This window comes from bacterium SCSIO 12643 (assembly GCA_024398135.1).
Classification (GTDB): Bacteria; Bacteroidota; Bacteroidia; order Flavobacteriales_G; family Salibacteraceae; genus CAJXZP01.
In genome coordinates, this window is record CP073750.1 from 277,381 (window position 1) to 300,758 (window position 23,378).

20 protein-coding genes are annotated in these 23,378 nt (G+C 35.8%); 9 read left to right on the forward strand and 11 right to left on the reverse strand.

The genetic code is table 11. The features are described from left to right. Together KFE94_01180 and KFE94_01185 are read left to right on the forward strand one after the other, a co-directional pair. Nucleotides 1-1,032 (forward strand): quinone-dependent dihydroorotate dehydrogenase, encoded by a 1,032-nt coding sequence (locus tag KFE94_01180; protein ID UTW66753.1) that lies wholly within the window; start codon nt 1-3, stop codon nt 1,030-1,032. Between the two features lie 69 nt (nt 1,033-1,101). Next, nucleotides 1,102-1,953: a hydroxymethylglutaryl-CoA lyase gene (locus KFE94_01185; GenBank protein ID UTW66754.1), complete on the forward strand. Its 852-nt coding sequence runs from the start codon at nt 1,102-1,104 to the stop codon at nt 1,951-1,953. 3 nt (nt 1,954-1,956) lie between these two features. On the opposite strand, the gene KFE94_01190 is transcribed toward KFE94_01185, so the two are convergent. Then, nucleotides 1,957-2,586, reverse strand: coding sequence for a class I SAM-dependent methyltransferase (locus KFE94_01190; GenBank protein ID UTW66755.1), 630 nt, complete (start codon nt 2,584-2,586; stop codon nt 1,957-1,959). Nucleotides 2,587-2,634: 48 nt separating this feature from the next. Continuing rightward, the gene (locus tag KFE94_01195; protein UTW66756.1) at nt 2,635-3,498 is read right to left on the reverse strand and encodes a sterol desaturase family protein; all 864 of its coding nucleotides are present in this window, start codon (nt 3,496-3,498) and stop codon (nt 2,635-2,637) included. 110 nt (nt 3,499-3,608) lie between these two features. Here KFE94_01195 and KFE94_01200 point away from each other — a divergent pair, with 110 nt between their 5' ends. Then, nucleotides 3,609-4,415, forward strand: a complete 807-nt coding sequence (locus KFE94_01200) for a prolipoprotein diacylglyceryl transferase (GenBank protein UTW66757.1) — start codon at nt 3,609-3,611, stop codon at nt 4,413-4,415. On the opposite strand, the gene aroQ is transcribed toward KFE94_01200, so the two are convergent. Further along, nucleotides 4,412-4,831 (reverse strand): type II 3-dehydroquinate dehydratase, encoded by a 420-nt coding sequence (aroQ, locus tag KFE94_01205; protein UTW66758.1) that lies wholly within the window; start codon nt 4,829-4,831, stop codon nt 4,412-4,414. The two genes, KFE94_01200 and aroQ, sit on opposite strands and share 4 nt — an antisense overlap. 11 nt (nt 4,832-4,842) lie before the next feature. Beyond that, nucleotides 4,843-5,850 (reverse strand): WYL domain-containing protein, encoded by a 1,008-nt coding sequence (locus KFE94_01210; GenBank protein UTW66759.1) that lies wholly within the window; start codon nt 5,848-5,850, stop codon nt 4,843-4,845. A gap of 204 nt (nt 5,851-6,054) precedes the next feature. Between KFE94_01210 and KFE94_01215 the strand changes: the two genes are divergently transcribed. The 4 genes from KFE94_01215 (at nt 6,055) to KFE94_01230 (ending at nt 10,413) form a co-directional block, all read left to right on the forward strand. Then, nucleotides 6,055-6,732: a hypothetical protein gene (locus tag KFE94_01215; GenBank protein UTW66760.1), complete on the forward strand. Its 678-nt coding sequence runs from the start codon at nt 6,055-6,057 to the stop codon at nt 6,730-6,732. Nucleotides 6,733-6,844: 112 nt separating this feature from the next. Continuing rightward, complete coding sequence (locus tag KFE94_01220) at nt 6,845-9,418, forward strand: DNA translocase FtsK (protein ID UTW66761.1); 2,574 nt, start codon at nt 6,845-6,847, stop codon at nt 9,416-9,418. A gap of 48 nt (nt 9,419-9,466) precedes the next feature. Then, on the forward strand, nt 9,467-10,129 hold the full coding sequence (locus tag KFE94_01225; protein UTW66762.1) for an outer membrane lipoprotein carrier protein LolA: 663 nt from the start codon (nt 9,467-9,469) through the stop codon (nt 10,127-10,129). A gap of 68 nt (nt 10,130-10,197) precedes the next feature. Beyond that, nucleotides 10,198-10,413 (forward strand): YwbE family protein, encoded by a 216-nt coding sequence (locus KFE94_01230; protein ID UTW66763.1) that lies wholly within the window; start codon nt 10,198-10,200, stop codon nt 10,411-10,413. 4 nt (nt 10,414-10,417) lie between these two features. Here the strand turns inward: KFE94_01230 and KFE94_01235 are convergent, their stop codons facing one another. From KFE94_01235 to KFE94_01265, 7 genes are all read right to left on the reverse strand, one after another. After that, a complete protein-coding gene (locus tag KFE94_01235) occupies nt 10,418-10,867 on the reverse strand; it encodes a hypothetical protein (protein ID UTW66764.1) in 450 nt (149 codons plus the stop codon). 96 nt (nt 10,868-10,963) lie between these two features. Further along, nucleotides 10,964-11,830: a DUF2911 domain-containing protein gene (locus KFE94_01240; GenBank protein ID UTW66765.1), complete on the reverse strand. Its 867-nt coding sequence runs from the start codon at nt 11,828-11,830 to the stop codon at nt 10,964-10,966. 229 nt (nt 11,831-12,059) lie between these two features. Then, the gene (locus KFE94_01245) at nt 12,060-12,860 is read right to left on the reverse strand and encodes a DUF2971 domain-containing protein (protein ID UTW66766.1); all 801 of its coding nucleotides are present in this window, start codon (nt 12,858-12,860) and stop codon (nt 12,060-12,062) included. A gap of 96 nt (nt 12,861-12,956) precedes the next feature. After that, nucleotides 12,957-14,057 (reverse strand): putative phage abortive infection protein, encoded by a 1,101-nt coding sequence (locus tag KFE94_01250; GenBank protein UTW66767.1) that lies wholly within the window; start codon nt 14,055-14,057, stop codon nt 12,957-12,959. Nucleotides 14,058-14,143: 86 nt separating this feature from the next. Continuing rightward, nucleotides 14,144-15,565 (reverse strand): T9SS type A sorting domain-containing protein, encoded by a 1,422-nt coding sequence (locus KFE94_01255; GenBank protein ID UTW66768.1) that lies wholly within the window; start codon nt 15,563-15,565, stop codon nt 14,144-14,146. Next, nucleotides 15,540-18,311, reverse strand: coding sequence for a T9SS type A sorting domain-containing protein (locus tag KFE94_01260; protein ID UTW66769.1), 2,772 nt, complete (start codon nt 18,309-18,311; stop codon nt 15,540-15,542). Before KFE94_01260 ends, KFE94_01255 begins: the two co-directional genes overlap by 26 nt. A 420-nt stretch (nt 18,312-18,731) precedes the next feature. Further along, nucleotides 18,732-19,538 carry a T9SS type A sorting domain-containing protein gene (locus KFE94_01265; GenBank protein ID UTW66770.1) on the reverse strand — a complete coding sequence of 269 codons (807 nt, stop codon included), beginning with the start codon at nt 19,536-19,538 and terminating at the stop codon, nt 18,732-18,734. A 272-nt stretch (nt 19,539-19,810) separates the two neighbouring features. Here KFE94_01265 and KFE94_01270 point away from each other — a divergent pair, with 272 nt between their 5' ends. Then, complete coding sequence (locus KFE94_01270; GenBank protein ID UTW66771.1) at nt 19,811-22,630, forward strand: histidine kinase; 2,820 nt, start codon at nt 19,811-19,813, stop codon at nt 22,628-22,630. Beyond that, nucleotides 22,623-23,351: a response regulator transcription factor gene (locus KFE94_01275; protein ID UTW66772.1), complete on the forward strand. Its 729-nt coding sequence runs from the start codon at nt 22,623-22,625 to the stop codon at nt 23,349-23,351. Before KFE94_01270 ends, KFE94_01275 begins: the two co-directional genes overlap by 8 nt. The last annotated feature ends 27 nt before the right edge of the window (nt 23,352-23,378 follow it).

The window sequence follows — 23,378 nt, forward strand, 5'->3', positions numbered from 1 at the left end:
ATGTACAAGTCGATCATTCGTCCGATTCTATTTCAATTCAATCCTGAAAAAGCGCACCACATGGTGATGGGGATTGTGAAAGTTAAACTGGCTATCCCAGGTGTAAAATCTATTTTTAATGCGATGTTTAAGTCTACAGATAAAAGACTTGAGCGTACCGTATTTGGCATCAAGTTCCCAAATCCAGTTGGATTGGCTGCAGGATTTGACAAAAACGCGGATTACTACAAACAACTAGCACATTTAGGATTTGGTTTTATTGAAATCGGTACGGTAACTCCGGTAGCACAGCCTGGAAACCCAAAACCAAGAATGTTTCGACTTCCTGAAGATTCCGGATTAATTAATCGAATGGGATTTAATAATGGAGGCTTGGAACTCGCGATTGAAAATCTAAAGAGTCGTCCCAAAAACTTAATTATTGGAGGGAATATTGGTAAAAACAAAGTCACTCCGAATGCTGAAGCATTAAACGATTATATCAAAGCATTTAACGGTCTGTATGACTATGTAGATTACTTTGTGGTGAATGTAAGTTCTCCGAATACTCCTGGACTAAGAGAATTACAAGACAAAGGTCCTTTGACTGAGATTCTGAACGCTCTACAGATTGAGAACAAAAAAAGACCTCAAACCAAACCGATTTTATTGAAAATTGCTCCGGATTTAACACCGGAACAATTGGACGACATCATTGATATCATTCAAACTACAAAAACCGATGGAGTCATTGCAACCAATACCACAATCAGTAGAGACGGATTAAAAACCGACCCTAAAATCACTTCTGAAATGGGTGGATTAAGTGGCAAACCGGTAAAAAGCAGATCAACCGAAGTCATCAAATATTTATATCAAAAATCAAATGGTTCTTTCCCAATTATTGGTGTGGGAGGAATTCAAACTGCTCAGGATGCCATTGAAAAGCTGGAAGCTGGTGCTTCATTGGTTCAGGTCTACACGGGGTTTATTTACGAAGGACCATATATGATTAAGCGAATTTGTGATGGAATTTTGAAACATACTTCCTGATAATTAGAGCTCTAGTATCCACTCTAATTTAAACTGGAAAATATCCTTTCTTCTCACTAAATTTGCACCATGAAAATTATCGAATGTCCTCGTGATGCCATGCAAGGTTTGCATGACTTTATACCTACTGCACAAAAGATCAAATACATTAACCAATTACTAAAAGTAGGTTTTGACACATTGGATATGGGGAGTTTTGTTTCTCCCAAAGCTATTCCGCAAATGCGTGATACGCAAGAGGTTATTAAAAATCTGGATTTAAGTGATACCGATACGAAACTACTCACCATTATCGGGAATACACGAGGAGCTAAAGAAGCCACTCAATTTGATGAGATACATTACTTAGGTTTTCCTTTTTCAATTTCGGATACTTTTCAGAAAAGAAACATCAACAGTACCATTGAAGACTCTTTCCATCGTGCAGAGGACATTTTGAATTGCTGCGTGATCGGAAATAAAGAACTTGTTGTTTACATTTCAATGGCATTCGGTAATCCGTATAATGATCCGTGGGATGCGGATATCGTTTTAGAATGGGCGCATCGATTACATAATGAATTGGGTGTGGATATTATCTCTTTATCTGATACCATTGGGGTCGCCAATCCTGAAACAATCGATTATCTGTTTACTTCTTTAATTCCTGAATTACCACAAGTAGAATTTGGGGCTCATTTGCATACCACTCCGGATACCTGGAAAGAAAAAGTTCATGCAGCAGTCCATGCCGGTTGCGAACGATTTGATGGCGCTTTTAAAGGTTTTGGCGGCTGTCCTATGGCTAAAGACGATTTAACCGGAAATATGCCTACCGAAAACTTAATTTCTTATTTCAACGAAAAGAAAACTGATATTGGATTGGATATGGATGCCGTTCAGGCTTCGTTACAAATGACTACTGAAGTATTCCCGTTGTAGGAACTACTCTCCTTCCATCACACGATAGATAGTCGTTTTACTCATTCCCTTCGTCATTATCTTTATCGTCTTTAATTTCAAATGATGAAGTTTGGCTCTACGACAAATGGCGAATTGTTCTGCTTCTTCAGGTAATGCGATCAAGATTTGCGTTTCTCTTAAGGTTCTCACTTTGAGTTGTGAGAAAAGGTTTTCAAAATACTCAAAATCTTCACCGGCATCCACCGCACGTTCCTCGATACTGCCAGGGGCCTTACTTTGGAATGGAGGATTAATCAGAATATAATCAAAATGAAAATGTAAATTCTCAAATAAATCTGAATAGACTACAATAATGTTTTGTCTTTCATCTCTGGCGTGAACCGTTAATTCATCTAACGCTACAGGATTAATATCTGATGCGGTAACCAATGCCCCTTTACTTGCCGCCAACATGGATATAATTCCGGATCCACATCCCAATTCTAAAACTGTTTTTTGATCCAGATCGAGCTCATTTATATAGTCCAGAAAAGCTTCTGTAGATGGATACATCCTTGGAGAAAATACTCCCGGTAACACATTCACACTTAAATCTTGATAGGTATATACACATGTTTTCTGGTGCTTCCATCTCTGAAACTTTAGTTTCAATGGATTCCATATTGATTTAAGTATACTCGTTAATCCCATAAATTTGATCTAAAACTTCCTAAATGGTAAATCACCAAACACTACTTTGAACCGTTCTGATAAAGATAATCCGGGTTGTTTCACCTCTCGCCAGATAGAAATAAATTCATGCATGGTCACCACCCAGGGGTTTTCTGTTTCAATATTATTCGGAATTCCAAACTCTATCTTTTCATCCGTTCTGAGGTAGGTACCAAACAACCTATCCCAAATAACGAAAACTCCACCTAAATTCTTATCCAACTCATTAGATTTCACACTATGATGTACTGCATGATTCACCGGGGTTTGCATAAACTCTTCCAAAAATCCCAATCGCCCGATCAACTTGGTATGCACCCAAAACTGATAGAAATAAACAAATGAATCCATAAAGAACACATCCAATGGTTCAAAACCAAAAAATGGCATGACCGTCCACAATGGAAATTTAAATACCTGCAATAGAAACAATCCCCTGATGGAAACCGTAAAGTTGTATTCCTTAGAATTATGATGTGCTACGTGAAGAGCCCAAAAGAAGCGACTTTTATGTGCGATCCAATGGAACACATAAAACATAAAGTCATTAAACAATAACAGGCCAAACCAATACAAAACCCCGTAATACCATGGTTCCTTAGCAAAATCAAATAGTCGATGTTCATATACAAAATCAAACATGACAAATACCATCCCTTTTACTGAGGCTAAAGCGCCAAAAGTCAATAGACCTAAGAACATATTAGTCAGGGTATCAGGGGTAGAATATAACTTGGCATTTCGATAAGATGAAATGATCATTTCGCCTAAGATAAAGGTTACAAAAATGATCACCATGATGATCTGATCAGGCCTGGCTGCCTGACCTTTAATAATTTCAATAACCGACATATTGTATACAGATTAGTAGTACAAAACTAGAAAATTAAACATAACGTTATCATTGTATTGTTTGATTTTTGAACTGGTAAAATGTTAAAAATAATCCTACCTTCGTCCGCATGCATCCGGAACTTTTCAAATTCAACACCCCTGATTTCCTCACAGGTTTACTCCCTAATGAAATCGTAATTTACTCGTATGGCGCTTTAATTCTAATTGGGGTTTTAGCTGCTTTTTCTTACCTGAAAAAATATGCTTATCAGGATTTCGGTTTATCCGAAGATACTTCTCAATCCTTATTGATGGGATTGATTATCATGTCGGTTGTTGGAGGTAAGTTCTTTATGATATTTGAAAATCCTTCATATTACCTCTCCAATCCAAAATCGTTAATCAGTAACTCCGGATTTGTATTCTATGGCTCTCTTATTTTTTCAATGGGCTTTGTGGTTTGGTTTATCAAAAAACATCAATTATCCACCTGGAAATTTCTGGATCTCATTGGGTTTGTTGCCATTATTGTTCACTTTTTTGGAAGATTGGGTTGCTTTATGGCAGGATGTTGTCATGGAATAGAAAGTCACGGACCTTTTGCCGTTACCTTTAATGATCCATTAAGTCAGGCCCATCCTTTAGGCGTTCCTTTACATCCCACACAATTGTATAGTTCGTTTATGTTGGCGAGTATTTTTCTGATTCTCACATTAGTCAGAAAACGTCAACAATTTGCGGGACAATTATTCCTCCTTTATTTGATTCTATATTCCACAGGGCGTTCTATCATTGAAGAATTTAGAGGTGATGAAGCGCGTGGTTTTTTATTTGACGGGTGGTATTCTAACTCTCAATTTATCTCTACCGTGATTATCACATTCGCCATCATTGCATATGTCTTGCAATATCGAAAATCTAAAACGAAAGGTTAGTTTCCTTTAAGAAAATTATGAATTGCCAGGCGGTAACCGTCTAATCCCAATCCGGAGATCACACCTTTGCTATTTCTGGCCGTTACCATCTTTTGGCGGAATTCTTCACGTGCATAAACATTGGATATATGCACTTCTATAACCGGAGTATCTATAGCAGCCATAGCATCCATAATCGCCACAGAAGTATGAGAGAAACCTGCAGGATTCATCACCACTCCATCCATACTTTCCGTATCGTGTAATTGATCAATAATTTCTCCTTCATGATTACTTTGAAAATACATCAACTCCACACCTTCAAATTCTTTTTTCAGATCTTCTAGATAATGCTCAAAATTTTGGTTCCCATAGATATCCGTTTCTCTGGTGCCTAGCTTATTCAAATTTGGTCCGTTGATAATCAATATTTTCATGGTGAATCTATTTATTTCTTATAATTCTCAATAGCTTTCTGATGCTTGTCTAACATTTTTTGAATCAGCGTAGTCGGTTGTAAAACCTTTACTTCATGTCCAAACCCCATAAGCAATTGTTCCAACTCAAAAGTAAGAATTACGTACAATGACACAATTCCTCCAAAATCTGTTTTTTCAATTTGCTGTGACTCATGAATGGGTTGCGACTCCAGGTACTGTACCAACACATGATTACATTCAAATACTACATTTTCCGGTATCAATGAAGGATTTGCTGTAATGCCAATGGAATATTTAAAGAATTCATCTGCTTTAAAGCCTAAATCGCGTCTAAACGCTTCCTGTGTAACATTTACCTCATGCATACGTTCCAAACCAAAGACTTTATACACTTCACTATTTTGTTCTTTAGCTACCAAATACCAACGATTTTTATGCTCTTTTAAAAGATACGGCTCCACGACTCTTTCCGATTCAGAATCCGCTTTAAAACTTTGATAGCTAAATGTCAATATGCTCTTCTTTCGAATCGCATTTAAGATGGGTGCCAAAAACTCATTCCCGGATACAGTGGGTGTATTCTCAAATTGAATAAACTCTTTTTCGACCGTAGTATTCAAACCTGTAAGATTTACCTTATCCAATACCTTTTCTATTGCATTTTCATAATCCTTAAAAATCGCCACGTTTTTAAATTGCGTTAGAATATTGGTCGCAAATTGTACGGCTTCTATTTCATCATCGTTCAATGGCACAGAATCTATACTATAATCCTCATCAGCATAATAGTAGCCTCTATAATTTCGACTATATTCAATTGGTGCAAAATATCCCAATGCCTCGTCATTCTTCATCGCGCGAATATCCTTTTCAATACTGGATTTAGAAATGGGCTTTAAAAGCACATCGCTGCACTTTTCCATAATATCTTCCACCGAAGGATAGGGTTTGTATTTGTTTCTGAGCATTTTATCAATCACGTGGTAACGGATTGTAGCGAATTTATTTGCCGGCATCTTTATGGTTTAAAACACAAAGATATGTTTTGGACTACAAGTTTCCGCGTACAAATCGTATTCAAAAACTTAACAAATTTCAAATCCCTGACTATTTCGAATCAAACATTTAAAAAAGCGTTAAATTCTCTTCAGATTCAAAAAAAATAATCGAATCAGCCATCCTTTTCGTCTTATATTCGTATTCAAACTAAATTTTAAAACATGGGTAAATTCTTTCTCTCTGTCATCCTTTTATTTTTAGCATATCTCCCTCAAACCACTGCACAATCAGTAAACTTTGAAGGTGAAATTCACTTTACCACAACCTATACCTATTTCCCAGAACATTTGTTAAGATACAGAGATCAGTTACCAAGAAACAGTGACGTTTATATCCGTGATAATTTGGTTTGCAAAAAAGGTCCAACTGGCCTGGTGAATGGTTATCAAATCTACATTAAGAATTTAGCCACCATGACAGGTTATAATGCGATGCAGGTGGGGGAAACTTCAGTGGCTTACCGCCTTACAAATCAAGATTATCAAGCCGAAGAAAATAGCATGGTGACTCCTGTAAGTATTGAATATTTAGATGAAACAAAACAGATCGCTGGATTTTTATGTAAAAAAGCACTGGTATATATGCCAGGTTCTACCAAGCCATTCATTGTGTACTATACCGAAAAAATCCCGGCAGAGGCTTATGTCGTTTACAAAGGATTAAAAGGTTTTCCGCTGTATTTTGAAGGAAACATGAATGGAGTTACATTTTATTCTGAAGCATTTGCAGTAAATCCAACCAAACAAAGTGATGCACAATTTTTACTTCCTAAAAACTATAAAGTTTTAAGTAAAGAAGAATACAGAAATGCACTGATAAAAGACATTCCGCAACAGTAGAAATCACCCCTTAAAATTGTTAATAACCGTGCTGAAAACTATAGATTCTCCCAATAGAGATAGTGTTTTCAACGTTTACTTTTGAATGTAGGAGTAAATTGTAGCGCAGAGCATGGCCAAAAAGACAAATAGACCAAAAGGAGAAAAGGATTTAGAAGAAAAATCTAAAAAAGAGAAGGCACCCAAGAAAAACAAAATCAACCTGTTTTCGAATTTAAAATCTGAAAAATTCAGATTAGGATTTGGACTATTCTTGATTCTTGTTTCGCTTATCTTTTTAATCGCCTTTACCTCATTTTTAGTTACCGGGAACTATGATCAGAATTTGCTTAAAACCGGTGTAGATGAATTAGGCAATACTGAAATCAGAAACTGGTTGGGAAAATTCGGTGCGGTCATTTCTCAAAAATTCATCGGAGATTGGTTCGGTCTGGCTGGATTCATTTTTGTTCCAATCATTTTCAGATTAGGAATCAAAGCACTGTTTAAAATCACTTTAATCAATGCAAAAGTTATATTCAAATACAGCGTTTTTATTCTGCTGTGGTTACCTCCTTTTTTATCTTATTTCTTTACCAGTGATGCTACTCTAATCTTAGGTGGTGGAATTGGGTTAAGCATTATTAGCTATCTTAACGTAGCTGTAGGCTCTATGGGAGCATTAATGATTTTATTGTTTGTCTTAGCTGCATTTGTATTGATTAATTTCAATATTTCTTTAGAAGGGGTTTTCGATAAATCTGATACACCAGAGGTCGATCCTATAATGGATTCAAAAGAAGTAGAAAAAGTTAAACCAGTTACTCCAGGTCAACCTAAAGAAGATCCTCCTGTCGTGGAACCTACTCCACAGGAAGAAATCATCCCTCCTACTCCTGCACCGGTTCAAGAATTAAAACTAGATTTAGGTAGTTCAGAAGAACCTGCTAATAAGGAAGTTGAAGAAGTTTCTGAACCCGTAAGCGAAATGCCTCTTGAGGTCGTTACTCCTACGGTAAACGAACCTGAACCAGAATCGGTTCCTGCTGAACAGGTAACTGAAAACATTGTTTTATCTACTGACGCTCCTAAAGAAACACCTTCTGCTCCGGTGGATGAAAATGTGGCTTTAGAAGCGGTAGTTGGTGAAGAAGAGGAAACCTTAAAGGATAGTGAAATCCGTGATTTAGCGAAAGAATTTGGAGAATATGATCCGGAACTAGATCTTTCCAAATATCAAAAACCAAGTCTGGATTTATTAAAAGATTTTGGGAATACCGGAATTGAAATTGACCGTACCGAACTGGAAAGTAATAAAAACCGAATTATTACTACGCTTAAAAATTACAAGATCGAAATCTCGGAGATTTCTGCAGTGATTGGGCCAACGGTTACATTATATGAAATCGTTCCTGCTCCGGGTGTTCGTATCTCTAAAATTAAAAATCTGGAAGATGATATTGCCTTGAGTTTATCCGCTTTAGGTATTCGTATTATCGCTCCGATTCCGGGTAGAGGTACTATTGGTATTGAGGTACCAAATAAAAAGTCGGAAATCGTATCGATGAAAACCATGCTGGCTTCTGATAAGTTCCAGAATACGGAGATGGTACTGCCTGTAGCTTTAGGTAAAACGATTTCAAACGAATCATTTATTGCTGACTTAGCTAAGATGCCTCACTTGTTGATGGCTGGTGCTACCGGGCAAGGTAAGTCGGTTGGATTGAATGCTATTCTGGTTTCATTACTCTATAAACTGCACCCGTCTCAACTAAAGTTTGTTTTGGTCGATCCTAAAAAGGTAGAGCTAACGCTCTATAACAAAATTGAACGTCACTATTTGGCAAAACTTCCTGGGGAGGAAGATGCGATTATTACAGATACACAGAAAGTGGTTGCGACTTTGAATTCGCTATGTATTGAAATGGATCAGCGTTATGACCTGTTAAAGGATGCCATGGCGCGTACGATTATTGAATACAATCAAAAATTTGTTGCGAGAAAGTTAAATCCTGAAAAAGGACACCGCTACTTACCATACATTGTTTTGGTGATTGATGAGTTTGCCGATTTGATTATGACCGCAGGAAAAGAAGTGGAAACACCTATTGCGCGTTTAGCTCAATTGGCACGTGCTATTGGGATTCACCTAATTGTGGCTACACAAAGACCTTCAGTGAATGTAATTACCGGTATGATCAAGGCCAACTTTCCAGCACGTCTGGCATTTAGAGTAACTTCTAAAATTGACTCCAGAACAATTTTGGATTCAGGTGGTGCAGATCAACTTATTGGCCGAGGTGACCTACTCTTCTCTCCTGGAAACGAAATCATACGTTTACAATGTCCATTTGTAGATACGCCAGAAGTTGAACGAATTTGTGAGTTTATTGGTGAACAACAAGGGTATTCTGATGCCTTCTTATTACCGGAATATGTTGGAGAAGCTGCTGCATCTCAAGGTTCAATGGCTGATGAAGATCGAGATGTACTTTTTGACGAAGCTGCTCAGATCGTGGTTCAGCACCAACAAGGTTCCGCATCTTTATTACAGAGAAGACTGAAATTGGGATACAATAGAGCCGGAAGAATCATTGACCAACTGGAAGCCGCTGGAATCATTGGCCCATTCTCCGGAAGTAAAGCCAGAGAGGTACTTATAGCTGACGAAATTAGTTTGGCTCAAAAATTGAAAGGGGGAGAATAAATCCAATAATCATAACGGGTTTAATTATAAATTTGCAAAAAAATTAAAATGAAAAAATCGCTATTTGCCTTAGTCTTATTACTATCATTTTCTTTGGGGACTTTCGCTCAAAATGAGAACCCAAAAGATCCTAAAGCCAAAAAGATTTTAGATAAAGTAAGCGCAACCAATAAATCATATTCTACGATGTATATCGAATTCGATTATCGTTTGGTAAATAAACCAAATGGAATTGATGAAAAACAAGCTGGTAAAGTTTGGATCAAAGGAGATCGTTATAAATTGATGTTTCCCGGAATCGAAAGATATAGTGACGGAAAAGCTGTTTGGACCTATTTAGAAGATGATGACGAGTGCCAAATCTCTGATGCTACTTCTGAAGACGAAGAAGAAGGTTCAATTAGTCCATCTTCTCTTTTAACAATCTATGAGAGCGGATTCAATTACTTATACGGTTCTGTGGTAAGTGTGAACGGGAAAAAGACGGACATGATCAAATTGTTTCCTGAAGGTGGTGGAAAACCATACCATACAATCAAAATTTATGTGGATCAGGCATCTTCTCAAATCACAAGAATTGAAGTATTTGGTAAAGACGGCAACACTTTCACTTATGATTTAAAAACAATCAAAAGCAACGAGGAAATGAACGATTCTATGTTTGTTTTCGATACCTCTAAAGCAGGTGATGTTGTGGATTTAAGAGATTAATATTCAAAATATAAATAGTAAAGCCTGAGATTGAAATCTCAGGCTTTTTTATGATTTTAAATTAAATGATGGACCATAAAAATATTCCGGGGAATTTGCGAAAAAACATCTTTGTAGGCGGTTTAGTCCAAATTGTACAAAAGCACCACCAACGTTCAGGTGAACTCACAGAAGGCATCGTTTCACGTATCCTCACCAAATCTCCACAACATCCACATGGGATCAAAGTGCAAATAGAAACCGGGGAGATTGGTCGCGTAAAATGGGTGATTTTAGAAGAATAAAACCTTACTCAAAAAAGTAAACCGTACGCTTTTGTGTATCAGGTCTTCCGATAATATTATTGATATAGTCTTTTTGATGGACTAATTCTCCCTTTTTGATAAACCCCTCTGCAAAAGGCATACATGCGCCCCAAGAACCGGATGACTTACAATTCTCAAAATCATCTACCAGTACAATGGTATGATTTCCTGTAACGATCACACAATGATCGTATTTTTTGGCTTGTTCAAAAACATCAGCTACGTTTTCTTTATCCAAAGACATTACTTTATCCGCAGATGCTTCCGCAGCAGCAATAAAGCTTTCTATTGGTTTTTCTACATTTTCCAGCGCATGGATATCATCTAAAAAATCATGAACAATTTGATTTTGATCTCCGCTTTGAGAATCAGAACCACATGCAATAAAAAGAATACTAATTAGCGTAAAAACGAATGTGTATACAATCTTCATAAGACTTAAGTTTTGAATTATTAGGTTGCAAACATTCTTTATTCCTTTAAAACTTCAAAGAAATATTTCGTTTTTTATGTGTGTTGAATACCCTTCCTATTTGGACTTCAGTTTTTCAATCAGCAACTCACACTTGGCCACATATCCGTAATCTCCGGATGAACTTTCTCTGGCCATTCTCAAACTCTTTTGAACCATTTCATTGGCTGTGTCATAATCTCCCAAAGTAAAAGCCAATTCCGCTCTATAGTACACATACCAAAATGCATTAGGTCTTAGTTCCATAGCTTTCTCAAACCAAATCGCAGCTTGCTCTAAATCTCTATTCTTTTCATAATAAAACTGTGCGGCATCAAAATATGTCTGCGCTTTCACCGGGTTCTGTCCACCATCAATAATTTTTTCCTGAATTTCCTTATAGATCTGATCATCTGAATCTACAAAAACCGGAACCACTACTTTCGTATTTTCCCACATGATCACCAAATCAGCCCCATTGGCATGAAATGCTTCAAAGTGTATAGATAATGTTTCTACATAATCTTTTAGTTCTATAACCGGAACTTCAACACGAAATAAATCTTCCTTTTCAGAATATCCCCCGGCACCCCACAATTCAGAATTCTTACTGATGATAATGGTCCAACTTGATTTTCCGGGAATACTATAAATTGCATAAACACCTTTTGGAACCACCTTCTCTGCCAGAGACACATCTCTATCAAAATGAATTTTTGTAGACGAATTTGCTCCAGTTCGCCATACTTTTCCATACGGAATTAAAGCTCCAAATATGGCCCTATCCCGTACACTGGGTTGCCCATATTCCAATTTTACATGCGTTAAACCCACCTGAAGTTCTTTGGTCACTTTAGGACTCAAACCCGGTTTATTAATTTGAGCTATTCCTAAAACGGGAAGAATACAGATCAAGAATACCAGAGATTGAATAGAGATTTTCATAGGACGTTTTTATTTGATTTAAAACGAACGAATATAAATCTCGATTTAAAGAATTTCAGAGATTCTCAGAACATTAACAAAATTCTAAGAAAGGGTTATTTAACCTCAAACTGTATCGTTTGGGTTTGATCTTTCATTACCAGATACTATGTTAAGAATTTTCCCTCTTAAACGTTTAAATTTACTTACTCACCTAGAAAGTACTTTTTGAATATAATATCATACGAGTTTAATATACTTTCATCGTATTTTCTATGTATTCATCGCTAAATGGGAAACTTTTGAATCCCTCATTGCTATATGCTATTTTTTCAATTTTAATTCCATCACTAAGCTTAATCAAACTTGGTAAATAAACTAGATTAAATTCACAACCAATAATTATTCTTTTAATAGACTTCTTAATAGATACATACTCATCTAAATCTGACTCAGTCGAAAATTTTAATAGTCTAGTTTCTCTTTCTGCCTCCCAGTCAACGAATTTTTTAAAAAATAGATAATCCATATTAGCTTTCTTAAATTCATTAAAATATCTTTCTTCTCCTACTTCTTTAAGTCTATCATAATAAATCCAGGGATAATCAAATTTATAGACATAGTCTATTGCCTTTAAAAAAGTATTTTTTAATCTATCGCTATTTTCATCCATAAAAATATTTTTATCGATTTCAAAACAAACTCCAGTATGATTATGTCCATAATGAGCCCACATCCTTGGTAGATTATATCCATCAAACCATTCCTCATCTATTTTATAATCTTGAGAAAAGCATAAAACCTTCACTCCCTTTCTAATCAAATTAGTTGCTTTTGAATCCCATTCTTGATGTTCTCTAATTTCTTTTCCACTCGAAAACTTTCCATTTATAGCACCAAAACCAAATGATTTGTATTCTCTGGGGTCATTTGTATTTACAATTGAATTAAGCCTTAATTCAAAATTAGGTAAAATGTGTTCCAAAGCGACCTTAAAATTAGTAAAATGGTATAACGAATTTGACGGTTCCTTTTCGTAGTTTTCTTTCATCTTTTATATCAAATTTAAAGTCTGAATGAATTAAATTTTGGAAGGTTTAAATACCAGTATTAATCACAGCGCATTTTGATTTAAGAATTAATACTATTATTCCCAGTCTTGAAACTCAAACAATGGGTCCTTTTGTCTATTCTTTTCCGTTCTATATCCAATTTGTAAATCAAATATTTCGTGGAATTGAAAGTCGTCCACTAAAGCATCTCGTTCAATATTGTGAATCATACGGTAATCTGTAAAAAATTTATTTCTCTCATCTTCCCATTGGCTTCCATATCCTGACAGCCAATTATAAAAGAGTAACATTTGCTCTTGGTTTGATAATTCCGCCCTAAGGATTCGTAAGTATCTTCTTTTTTCTTCATATGTAATGAAGGACTCATCTTGATTTGCTACAAACTTTACGATTTGAAATAATTGTCTATAATAATGTGCTAACTGATTTGAATGACCGAGAAACATATCATACTTTGGAGTAACCAAAAAATTATATGGAGGCCCCAATCTCATTTCCAATAACAAATCCAAATTCCAATAGTATTTCCTTCGGTGATCCGAGTTAATTCTCTTTAAATATTCTCTAAAAATCGGATAATCATAATAATTTTCAATTCCACGAAAGAAATAACTATATGCTATATTAATAAGTGATTTGTCAGTTTTATCAGACAATTCTTTTTTAACTAATTCATAAGCTATTTCAAACTCTGTTAGTAAGTAAACTAAGGCCTTAATACCTCTAATTGTTGTAACGGTATATTTTTCATCACTTTCATAATTCTTTTGAGTAATTTCAATATTATTTACGTTCTGGTTATGTAATTTAAGCATTTCATAAAACTGATTCTCAAATCTATTTTTATGGAACTGATCTTTTTGTAAATCTAGCTCTTGACGAAATTGTTCTTTTTCTTTATTTAGTTGAATATTAAACTGATCTCTTTGATAGTGATTTGCTTTGTATTGCATATAGAAAGCTAAAAAAGTTACAGCTACACCTGCCATAGCAATAAAGGGGTTCATAATTCCACCTAACGTATCTCCAATTTCACCCGTATCAGTAAAATCTACAATCGAATATTGCGTAAATATTAAAGGAGCAATAATTGATAAAATAATAAGTGAAATCGCTATTGCAAGAAATATAATTATTAATCTTCTTATTTCTTCTTCCTGATTTTGGTTTTCCATTATTTAATAATTGAAGTTTTTAGAGTTCCATCGCATATACTTTCCAGATAGTGACTTTTGTTTTTTCAGAGTCTTAAATACATAAATCACTCCTTCACAAAAGAGAACACATAGTTCTTATTCTTTGTGATCAATTCTCCAAAGTACATCCCTTTAGAAAGCTGGGATAAATCCAGTTGTAGCTTTTGATTGGCTAAATACTGAGAACGCTGGAACATCAACTGCCCTACCTGATTGTATACTAGAATTTCCACTTCTTGATTTTGCAATTCAGGGAGCATTAAATGAATTACATTACCGGCAGGATTTGGATACCCCACAATCTGTTTTCTTTCGGCTTCCAGTGTTTTAATCCCCACAGTGGTTGAACCACAGGTGTCTGCAAAATCATCTCCAATAAAACGTGCAATTTTAGCAATACTGTCTCCATCAATATGATTAAATCCACCACCAATATAGAGCGTATCTCTATAATGAGTCATAGCTACGATTTGACCATCAAAAGTTGAACCGCATCCACACCATTCATTTCCATCCCAACGGGCAATAGAATTCGCAGGAATTCCTCCCGGGGTTTGAAATTGACCAGCGACATATAAATATCCATCATGAACGTGCATCACATCTATGGTTTCAGAACCAGGTGCGATGCCCCAACCAAATCCTCCACCCACGGTTTTCCAGTTTTGTCCATCCCATCGAGCTATCATATTTTCTTTACTATGATTGGTTTGGTAAAACATTCCTCCAATATATAAATCTCCTTGATACTCGATCATATCATTGATTCCACCCAACTTTGAAACATCCGTAATCCCACTATCACAATCCGACCAGTTTTGTCCGTCCCACATCATCACGCCATTCATCAAACTACCTGATACGTAACTACCTTTTCCACCCACATATAAATTCCCTTGATATTGGGTCATAGCAGAAATCCTGTCCCCTTTATAGGTCACATCCGTAATGTTTTGAAACTCGGTAAATGTGGTATCTCCATCCCATTTTAAAAGTTGAGGTCTTTTCTTTAACGGATAAAAATAGCCTGATGCCAACAGATAATAGTTTTTATATGGAATGATTTTCCGAAAACTATGATATAAATTATGGTGGTTATAAACCCATTGACCGTTTTTATATATGGAAATCCCAAAATCTCCAACCACAATCATGGAATCATGAGAAAATAATACATCATGAACCGTGGAAATGCCAACGATATTATAATCATGAGGGGCTAAAATTTCCACGCCATTTTCTGGTGTCCATTTTAAAATAGACGAAGACGAAACACCATTTACTTCTGTTAAATAATCTGTCCCTCCTAAAACCAGTTTGTCTTGAGTAGAATCTACTGATAAGTGATTAAAATAGGCTAATCGAATATCTCCAATTCCTAACCCTTCCCATTTTTGAGCAAAAGAGGTTTGGATCAAAAAGAAGAAACTGATACCACAAAGTGGTATCAGTTTAGTTAGTTTATTGTTTAATAAATGAATACACATATTTTTTAGTGTTTGGATCATTTTTCGGTTCAATTCTCATAAAATACACCCCACTTTTGAGTGAAGTAATATCGAGATTTAGACGGTTTCCTTCGGTAAAGGTAGCTATTCGTTGGATTTCTTGGCCTCCATTATTGTAAATTATCAATTCTACTTCGATAGATTGAGTAAAAGGCATCTGTACCTGAATATTATTTATTGCAGGATTTGGATAGCCTTCCAAATAATCAATCGTCCCTTTTTGCGTCAACTCTTCTAAAAAGAGCGCTAAATCCGTCACATTCACTTTGGCAATATATCCATCATTGACTCTGGTATTACTTAAAATAGATCCTTGTTGATCATCATAGTATGCTCCTGCCCAGGACTGATGGCGTGGCGTGTTTAAACTTCTGGTATTGCCCCCAAAATAAATCCATTCCGAATTAAACACGGTTAATGCCTCGACATATTCATCTCCCTGATCATCGGTACATCCTGAACATCCACCCCCATAATAAGTAGACCATAATCGGGTATTGTCTTCATCAAACATCAACAAGATATTATCTGAACCATTTCCACTTTCAGTGATATGTTGGTTATCGAACTGATAATACACCCCACCAGGATCATTTGTGCTCATGTTACTTGGACTCGAAGGATTCGGTAACGAATTGGCAGTTACATAAACATTATCTTCCTGATCAGATACGCAGTTTACAAATCCGTAATAGGCTTCTTGTCCGGTACCGCCATAACAGGTAGACCAATGTAAGACTCCAGCATCATTAAACTGGGTAATCAAAACATCACGCATCCCTTGATTCGAAGCCGTATAAGCCGTTGGAGATGTGGCACATTTAGGGATGTCTCCATTTAAATTCGTGGTACATGTTCCTGAGTTATCAGTACTGGATTCAGTATACCCTACTACAGTGACCCCGTTACCATTAGTCGCAATATCGGAAAACTGATCATCACCATCGCCTCCATAAAAAGTTGACCAAACCAATTGGCGTTGATCATTGAATTTCGCTAAAAAACCATCTGCAACACTGGTAGATGCAGTTGCCCCCAATACAGACTGGAAGTATGCGCCTCCCTGTGGATCAGCCAAAGGGAAACTGCCATTAGAATTGGCACTAACAGGCGAAGTATATGAACCTGTGGTTTGAGAAGTACTGGTTTTTCCGGCCAAATAAATATCATTTTCTTGGGTGGCACTATTGTACTTGTAGGCTATGGAATAGGCTCTATCATTTTGATCTCCCCCTAAAAATGTACTCCATTCTAATTGGATTTGTTGTAATGGTTTGGCACTAAACTGCGCCACAAAAGCTTCTTTTCCTCCTTGATTTGAGTTTTGATAAAAACTATTTCCCAAACTGTTGCACATCGGCATTCCGGCAGAACCTGAACAATTTCCAGTATTAGTAGATGAAGTAACTCCACAGATATAGAGTTCTTCAACGGAAGCTTTCATATCCATAATAAACTCTGATCCATTTCCGCCAAAATAAGAGACCCAAAGTTTTAATCCTAAACTAGCTTCAAACTTCATCAAAAGGCCATCTAATCCTTGTTGCTTGGTTTGGTTAAATGTAGAAGTACTTTGTCCATTCTCTAAATTATCGCTAAGCGTATATCCTCCTATGTAAATATTCCCTTCTGCATCCGGTACAACCTGATACGCTATGGCCATTCCATTATCGTCTTCCGTACCACCGATATAAGTGGCATACTCTCTCTCTTCATACGGATAGAATTTAGAAATCATAATATTGAATGATAGATTATTGGGGTAAGTTACACCATCAAGAGCCGGAAAAGAAGCGCCACTCCCTTTCACATTGCTCAGGGTATAAAAGTTACCAACCTGATCAATATCAAAGTCTTTGTTTTCATCAATCCCTTCGCCCCCATAATACGTTCCCCAATGTGCAGGCGTACTTGATCCTGATAATCCGGATGGAGACGCCAAATCAGGACCACCCATTTCAATGATTAAAGGCAAATCCGCATTATATGATCCAGTCGTAATAGAGACAATTCCATTTCCGTCATGTACCCATAGAGGTGTCCAATTCACTAAAAACGGTTGTCCGTTACTGACTTGATAGGCATAGGCTTGTTTGAATTTGAGTTCCCAGGAACTCAATAAGAATTCAATGTCTCCATTCGGATGTTCCGTGATGTTGTCTTGTCCTGTGAATTTCAAAAGGATATCGTCAGGGTCTGCGCTAGGCTGTACGATGAAACGTGCTTTTAGACCGGATATATTACTGGTAAACTCCACATCAATATCAGGGTAGGCATCTTCGTATACCAACCGTTCATAACCATGAACTTGCTCTATCCCTTCAGAACAATGGGGCAAATAGTAGTTTAAATGTTCTTCTTTTTGATTTTTAGGTACAGGATTATCTACAGCTTCATTCACATTTATACTTGGAGTTCCCTGATAAAATTCCATATCAATCCGTAGACTGGTATCGGGGTTGATCGAATCCAATCGCAATGTGGTAAAGCTGACTTTGTTATTATGAAAATAGTAGGATGGGGAAGTCATTTCGGTATAAAACAAAACTTCGGGGTGTAAATTTCCATCGTCATCGGCAATCTGTCCTTGATTGGGATAATAAAAGTGGGACGGATTTACCGGATCGTTACTTAAAAAAGGTATTTCAGTTTCTTGTGCTTGAATATTTGCACTAAAGAGAGCTACAAGGCTAAATGTAATGGCTCTCGAAAAATAAGAGTTCATGTTCTAAATAGTTAATGAATAAAATTTGTGTGATGGTAGGTGCTTTAGCTTTATTTGATTCAAGCTAAGTGAATCCTGAAAGGGATAATATTCTCTTTTGAGTGGTGTTTTTCGAAAACATTATTTTAAATTAAAAATTTCCTTTAAAACAAATAAGGAAACATACATTTCACAACAATCACAAATCTATAACTTAAATATTTAATTTTATATCCGCATAAACACGTATTTTATCAATGTGGTAAACACGTACATAAAACTCGTTAGACATTGATATTAAAGCAAAAAAGCCTTGATGTAAAATACACCAAGGCTTTTCATAAAGTGATTTTTAATCCAAATTCGTTTTAATAAAATATCAAAACATCATACGATAGATTTTTACGATTCTTAGTACATTAACAAAATTCTAAGAAAAGGTTATTTAACCTCAAATTGAATCGTTTGGATTTGATCTTTCATTACCAATTGTAAAACATATACTCCTGTATTAAGTTCTTCGATATTCAAGCTTCTTTCATTTGCGGTATAACGTTTTACTTCTCTTCCATTTAAGTCCCAAATACTGATTTGATCTATCAGGATATTCTGATCAAAATCCAGATTTAAATATTGAGATGTCGGATTGGGATACACCTGAACCTGATTCAAAGTATTTTCGATTTCTACTCCACCCACAGTACTGGATACGCTTATATTGTCGATCGATACATCCAACCAATTTGACGTGGTTTGATACCTGATTCCAAGGTAAAAACTATTCGAAGCATTTACCGATACCGGAATATTGTAAAATGTTCGCCAGGTATTATCATTCGCATAGGTAGAATCAGTGAATAACTTCAACAAAGTCATAGATGTTGCCTGCTCCGGGTCGTTACTTCCTTCAAGGACATATAACGCAATAGTATCTTCTCCCATCGGCATTCCAAATCCACCTGCTTTAAACATAATGGAATCAATAATAGCTCCGGAAGTATAACTCAATTCGGGAGAAACCATCCAGTCATTGGTGAGTTGTGAGCCTCCAACCGGATAACTATGGTTTAATTGATTCGAACCAAAGTTCCATTTATACAGAGGGTCTTTAGCCGGCCCTACTCTGAACTCAGTCCATTCAGACTGCTCCTGCACGGTTTCAAACCCCGTTGCATATGGTAATGTTTTTTGCGCATTTCCAAGAAGTGGTAGTAATAACGCTAAGGCGAAATAGTATAGTTTTTTCATTTTGGTTGATTTATATGGTTTATCAATAAGACTGATAATCAAGTTAAATGGTTGGTTCGGTTTGAATACTTCTTGCCAACTTTAAATTATTTATCCACGTATAACAGATATAGTCTTACCTTTCCGCTGGAATGAACTTTATTTATTTCAATTGTTGGCATTTAACTTGTGACCATATTAGATAGATTTTCCAGGAAGACCTATTGTTATTTCTTACCTCAATGAAACTTTACATCATATCAGTTTTATATGCTCTATTGATCTGCTTCAAAATGTCAGCACAAATTCTTCCGGTTAAACATTTCGGACAAGAGGATGGATTGTCCGATGAAAAGTGTTATGATATTCTACAGGATTCAAATGGTTTTATTTGGTTAGCTACAAATTCCGGTATTATTAAATATGATGGTATAGAATTTAAAAATTTCCCATTTCCTCAAGATACCGAGGAAGATGCTTATAGAATTGTTCCATATAAAGATTATTTTATCATCACTTCTGCAGACCATGGTTTCTATCTACTCAAAAACGATTCTCTGTTTCAACCTGAATACTTCACGCAACTACATAAGTCTAAATCAAAGCATCGATTTACAAAACGGGAATTTACACAGGATACTTATCAAAATTTATGGTTAACCTATCATGCCCAGGATACTTCTATCTTCAAATTCACTCAAATCACTTCAAATAATCAAATCCAACAGATTTACATACCCGCAGACCAAAACGAAATAGGATACGCCAAAGTATTTGTCAATGAAAACATCCAGTTCTCGTCTTGTCAACCTCAAAATAAAGATGGCCATAACTTTACCCTAATAATAGAAGATCAACGCACGGATACTACATTTTATGTAGATCTTCCAAATCCACAGGTGATCTATGATGTAAAATGCAACTCCAAAAATCTATTTGCGATTTCACAGGTAAGAAAACTCATTTTCACCAATGGTTTGACCACTAAAGTCATTGACACTAAAGAATTCATCCAAGTAGATGGTCTTTATTTTGAAAACGATTCCACCATTTGGTGCGCGTTTAGAAATGCCCCCACATTAAGGTTTATCATTAATAATCTTAAAACACTGGATTATAGCATCACAGAATATCCGGAACTCATTAACATAACCAACTATTACCTTTCAAAAAATCAGTTATGGTTGACTTCAGGTACACTGGGTTTTTATCAAATAGCGTCAAACAATATTCAACAAATCCGTACCAATACATTAGTTACAGACTTTACTTTTTTTCAAGATCAACTTATTTATGGAGATCAACATCGGATATTTAAGCATCATACCACGACTCCTCCTGATACAATACTAAAGGTATCATCTACAATCAAAAAGCTGTACTCTACCTCCCAAAATATAATCCTTAGTACGAATTCCAGTAAAATTAAAATTAATCATCCCTTTATTTATCATATCCTTTTTCAAGGAAACAGAGAACACTTTATAAACTATGACAGTACACTAGTCTTTTCTAAAAGAACCGCATCCAGATATCATAAAACCAAAGACAATATTCTCAAAACCACGTCTTTTGGAGATTATGACCAATTCGTCCAAATCAATCGAAACTTGTTTTATGCACTAAAAGGAAATGAATTACTCCAAATATTTGCTTCCAATGATTCCATAAATAATATGGATATACTGGCACAAGATGTATACAAAATTTATACGGCACAAAACGGAAGAGTTTTTTACACCACCTTAAATGGTGATTTATATGAGATTTTTGAAGATCAAACTTTAACACTGATCATAGAACAACATCCTTTGTTTAAAGGACAAATCAAGCAGGTTGTTCCATATAAAGACTTCCTCTTCTTTTTACTTGGTAATGGTATGATTCGATATGACCAGAAAAATCAACGACATCCACTCCAATATTATTTTGGATCTTCAAAATTATATAAGGGTCCTTTTCAAAAACTCAAAATCCATAAGGACACCTTGTATTGGCTTGCCGATGGTCAAATTTTCTATTCAAACAACCCTTTTGAAAAATCATCGCTCCCTCAATTTAATACCTATCTCACCGAAAACGGAAGTGAACGTAAAAAGGAAAGCTCAATTGATAAAACATTTTATGAAAATTCGATTCTACTCCATAGCTCATCTTTCAATTATTCTAAAAAACCTTATATCCGACAAATGATGAAGATTGTTTCCGATCGAAACGAAATTGTTTCTCCGGTTTATCAGAATAAAATCTTTCTTCCTGACCTTGATCCCGGAGCTCATACAATATTGACGTATCACCAAAATATCATTACTTCAGAAACTTCCGCACCTTCGAAAATTGTAATCTCCATCGAACGTCCGTTTTGGAAAGAGTGGTGGTTTTGGCTCATCATAGCTTGTGCAACTATAGGCCCATTGGTTGTTTTTATTCGCCATCGTAACATTGCAAAAATTGAAAAACTCACTTTAACACATCAATTAAATCAGTTACATTCTCAAGCAATTTCGTCCCAACTCAACCCTCATTTTATCTTTAATGCACTGGGTAGTATTCAGTTTCTGATCAATGATGAAAAAACGGAAAAGGCAGACGATTACTTAAGCACATTTGCGCAGTTACTCCGATCGGTTTTAGAAAATTCAACGCATGACTGGTATTCCTTTTCTAAAGAACGAAAGGTTCTGGAACTCTATTTGTCTTTGGAAAATCTAAGATTCAAAAAAGACAATAAAATTGAATTCGTATATGGTTCTGGAATCACTGAAGAGCATATAATGATTCCTCCATTACTCCTTCAGGTAATTGTCGAAAACTCGATTATTCATGGACTTCAACCATTGGAACAAGATGGTGTAATTCGAATAGAAATCCATAACTATGATCAGGGTATGATTCAAATATCCGTACTGGATAACGGAATTGGATTTGGAAATACGCCATCCCAGTCGAAAAACAAAAAATCATTAGGATTGGCAATGATTGCCGAACGTCTAGAAGTTATTTCTAAGATGGAAAATACAACTTGTCATATGACTTATGGAATCGTAGATCATCCCAACACGTTTAATTCTTTCGTTAAAATGACGATCCCCAAAAAATTATCACATGAATAAACTTAAAACCATAATTGTAGACGATGAAATAGATGCCATTTCATTGATTCAAAAATATTTTCAGAAGTATTTTAAAGATGATATTGAGGTTATAGCAACTTTTACTCAGTCCACAGAAGCATTCTCATTTATCTCTTCACAAGATCAACTGGATTTAGTGATTTTTGATATTCAAATGCCAGAAATGGATGGTTTAGAACTCATTGAATCTTTTCCTAACCGGAATTTTGAAGCGGTATTCATTACAGCTCATGTTGATTTCAGTTTAGAAGCATTTAAATCTAAAGCATTGGATTACATCTTGAAACCCATCAACCGAAAAGAGTTTATTCAATCGATGCAAACCACCATTGAACGTGTAAGACAAATCAAATCCAAAACAGATTTGGGACCTGATTCTAAAAGGTTTTCGATCGTCCATAAAGGAATTAATACGTATATCAACTACTCCGATTTGGTCTACTTACAAGCGGATGGCAGTTACACCAAAATTCAAACGACCTCGGAAGATTATATAACCTCTAAAAATCTTAAAACTACATTTAGCGACCTTCATTATAAAAACCTACTTAAAGTCAATCGGTCATTTGTGATTAATCTGGACCATGTCGTGGGTTATTCGAAAAGTAATGATGGTCATATTGTATTATCCAATCAGTATGAAGTCGGAATTAGTAGAAAACTAAAAAAAGAAGTATTACAGGTTTTAGATCAACTTTAAATAAAAAAGCCGATGCTTCCCAGCATC

Coding starts and splice junctions, on each gene's coding strand:
- KFE94_01180 (UTW66753.1), top strand. CDS start 1: ATGTACAAGTCGATCATTCGTCCGATTCTATTTCAATTCAATCCTGAA.
- KFE94_01185 (UTW66754.1), top strand. CDS start 1,102: ATGAAAATTATCGAATGTCCTCGTGATGCCATGCAAGGTTTGCATGAC.
- KFE94_01195 (UTW66756.1), bottom strand. CDS start 3,498: ATGTCGGTTATTGAAATTATTAAAGGTCAGGCAGCCAGGCCTGATCAG.
- KFE94_01200 (UTW66757.1), top strand. CDS start 3,609: ATGCATCCGGAACTTTTCAAATTCAACACCCCTGATTTCCTCACAGGT.
- aroQ (UTW66758.1), bottom strand. CDS start 4,831: ATGAAAATATTGATTATCAACGGACCAAATTTGAATAAGCTAGGCACC.
- KFE94_01210 (UTW66759.1), bottom strand. CDS start 5,850: ATGCCGGCAAATAAATTCGCTACAATCCGTTACCACGTGATTGATAAA.
- KFE94_01215 (UTW66760.1), top strand. CDS start 6,055: ATGGGTAAATTCTTTCTCTCTGTCATCCTTTTATTTTTAGCATATCTC.
- KFE94_01220 (UTW66761.1), top strand. CDS start 6,845: ATGGCCAAAAAGACAAATAGACCAAAAGGAGAAAAGGATTTAGAAGAA.
- KFE94_01225 (UTW66762.1), top strand. CDS start 9,467: ATGAAAAAATCGCTATTTGCCTTAGTCTTATTACTATCATTTTCTTTG.
- KFE94_01230 (UTW66763.1), top strand. CDS start 10,198: ATGGACCATAAAAATATTCCGGGGAATTTGCGAAAAAACATCTTTGTA.
- KFE94_01235 (UTW66764.1), bottom strand. CDS start 10,867: ATGAAGATTGTATACACATTCGTTTTTACGCTAATTAGTATTCTTTTT.
- KFE94_01240 (UTW66765.1), bottom strand. CDS start 11,830: ATGAAAATCTCTATTCAATCTCTGGTATTCTTGATCTGTATTCTTCCC.
- KFE94_01245 (UTW66766.1), bottom strand. CDS start 12,860: ATGAAAGAAAACTACGAAAAGGAACCGTCAAATTCGTTATACCATTTT.
- KFE94_01250 (UTW66767.1), bottom strand. CDS start 14,057: ATGGAAAACCAAAATCAGGAAGAAGAAATAAGAAGATTAATAATTATA.
- KFE94_01255 (UTW66768.1), bottom strand. CDS start 15,565: ATGTGTATTCATTTATTAAACAATAAACTAACTAAACTGATACCACTT.
- KFE94_01260 (UTW66769.1), bottom strand. CDS start 18,311: ATGAACTCTTATTTTTCGAGAGCCATTACATTTAGCCTTGTAGCTCTC.
- KFE94_01265 (UTW66770.1), bottom strand. CDS start 19,538: ATGAAAAAACTATACTATTTCGCCTTAGCGTTATTACTACCACTTCTT.
- KFE94_01270 (UTW66771.1), top strand. CDS start 19,811: ATGTCAGCACAAATTCTTCCGGTTAAACATTTCGGACAAGAGGATGGA.
- KFE94_01275 (UTW66772.1), top strand. CDS start 22,623: ATGAATAAACTTAAAACCATAATTGTAGACGATGAAATAGATGCCATT.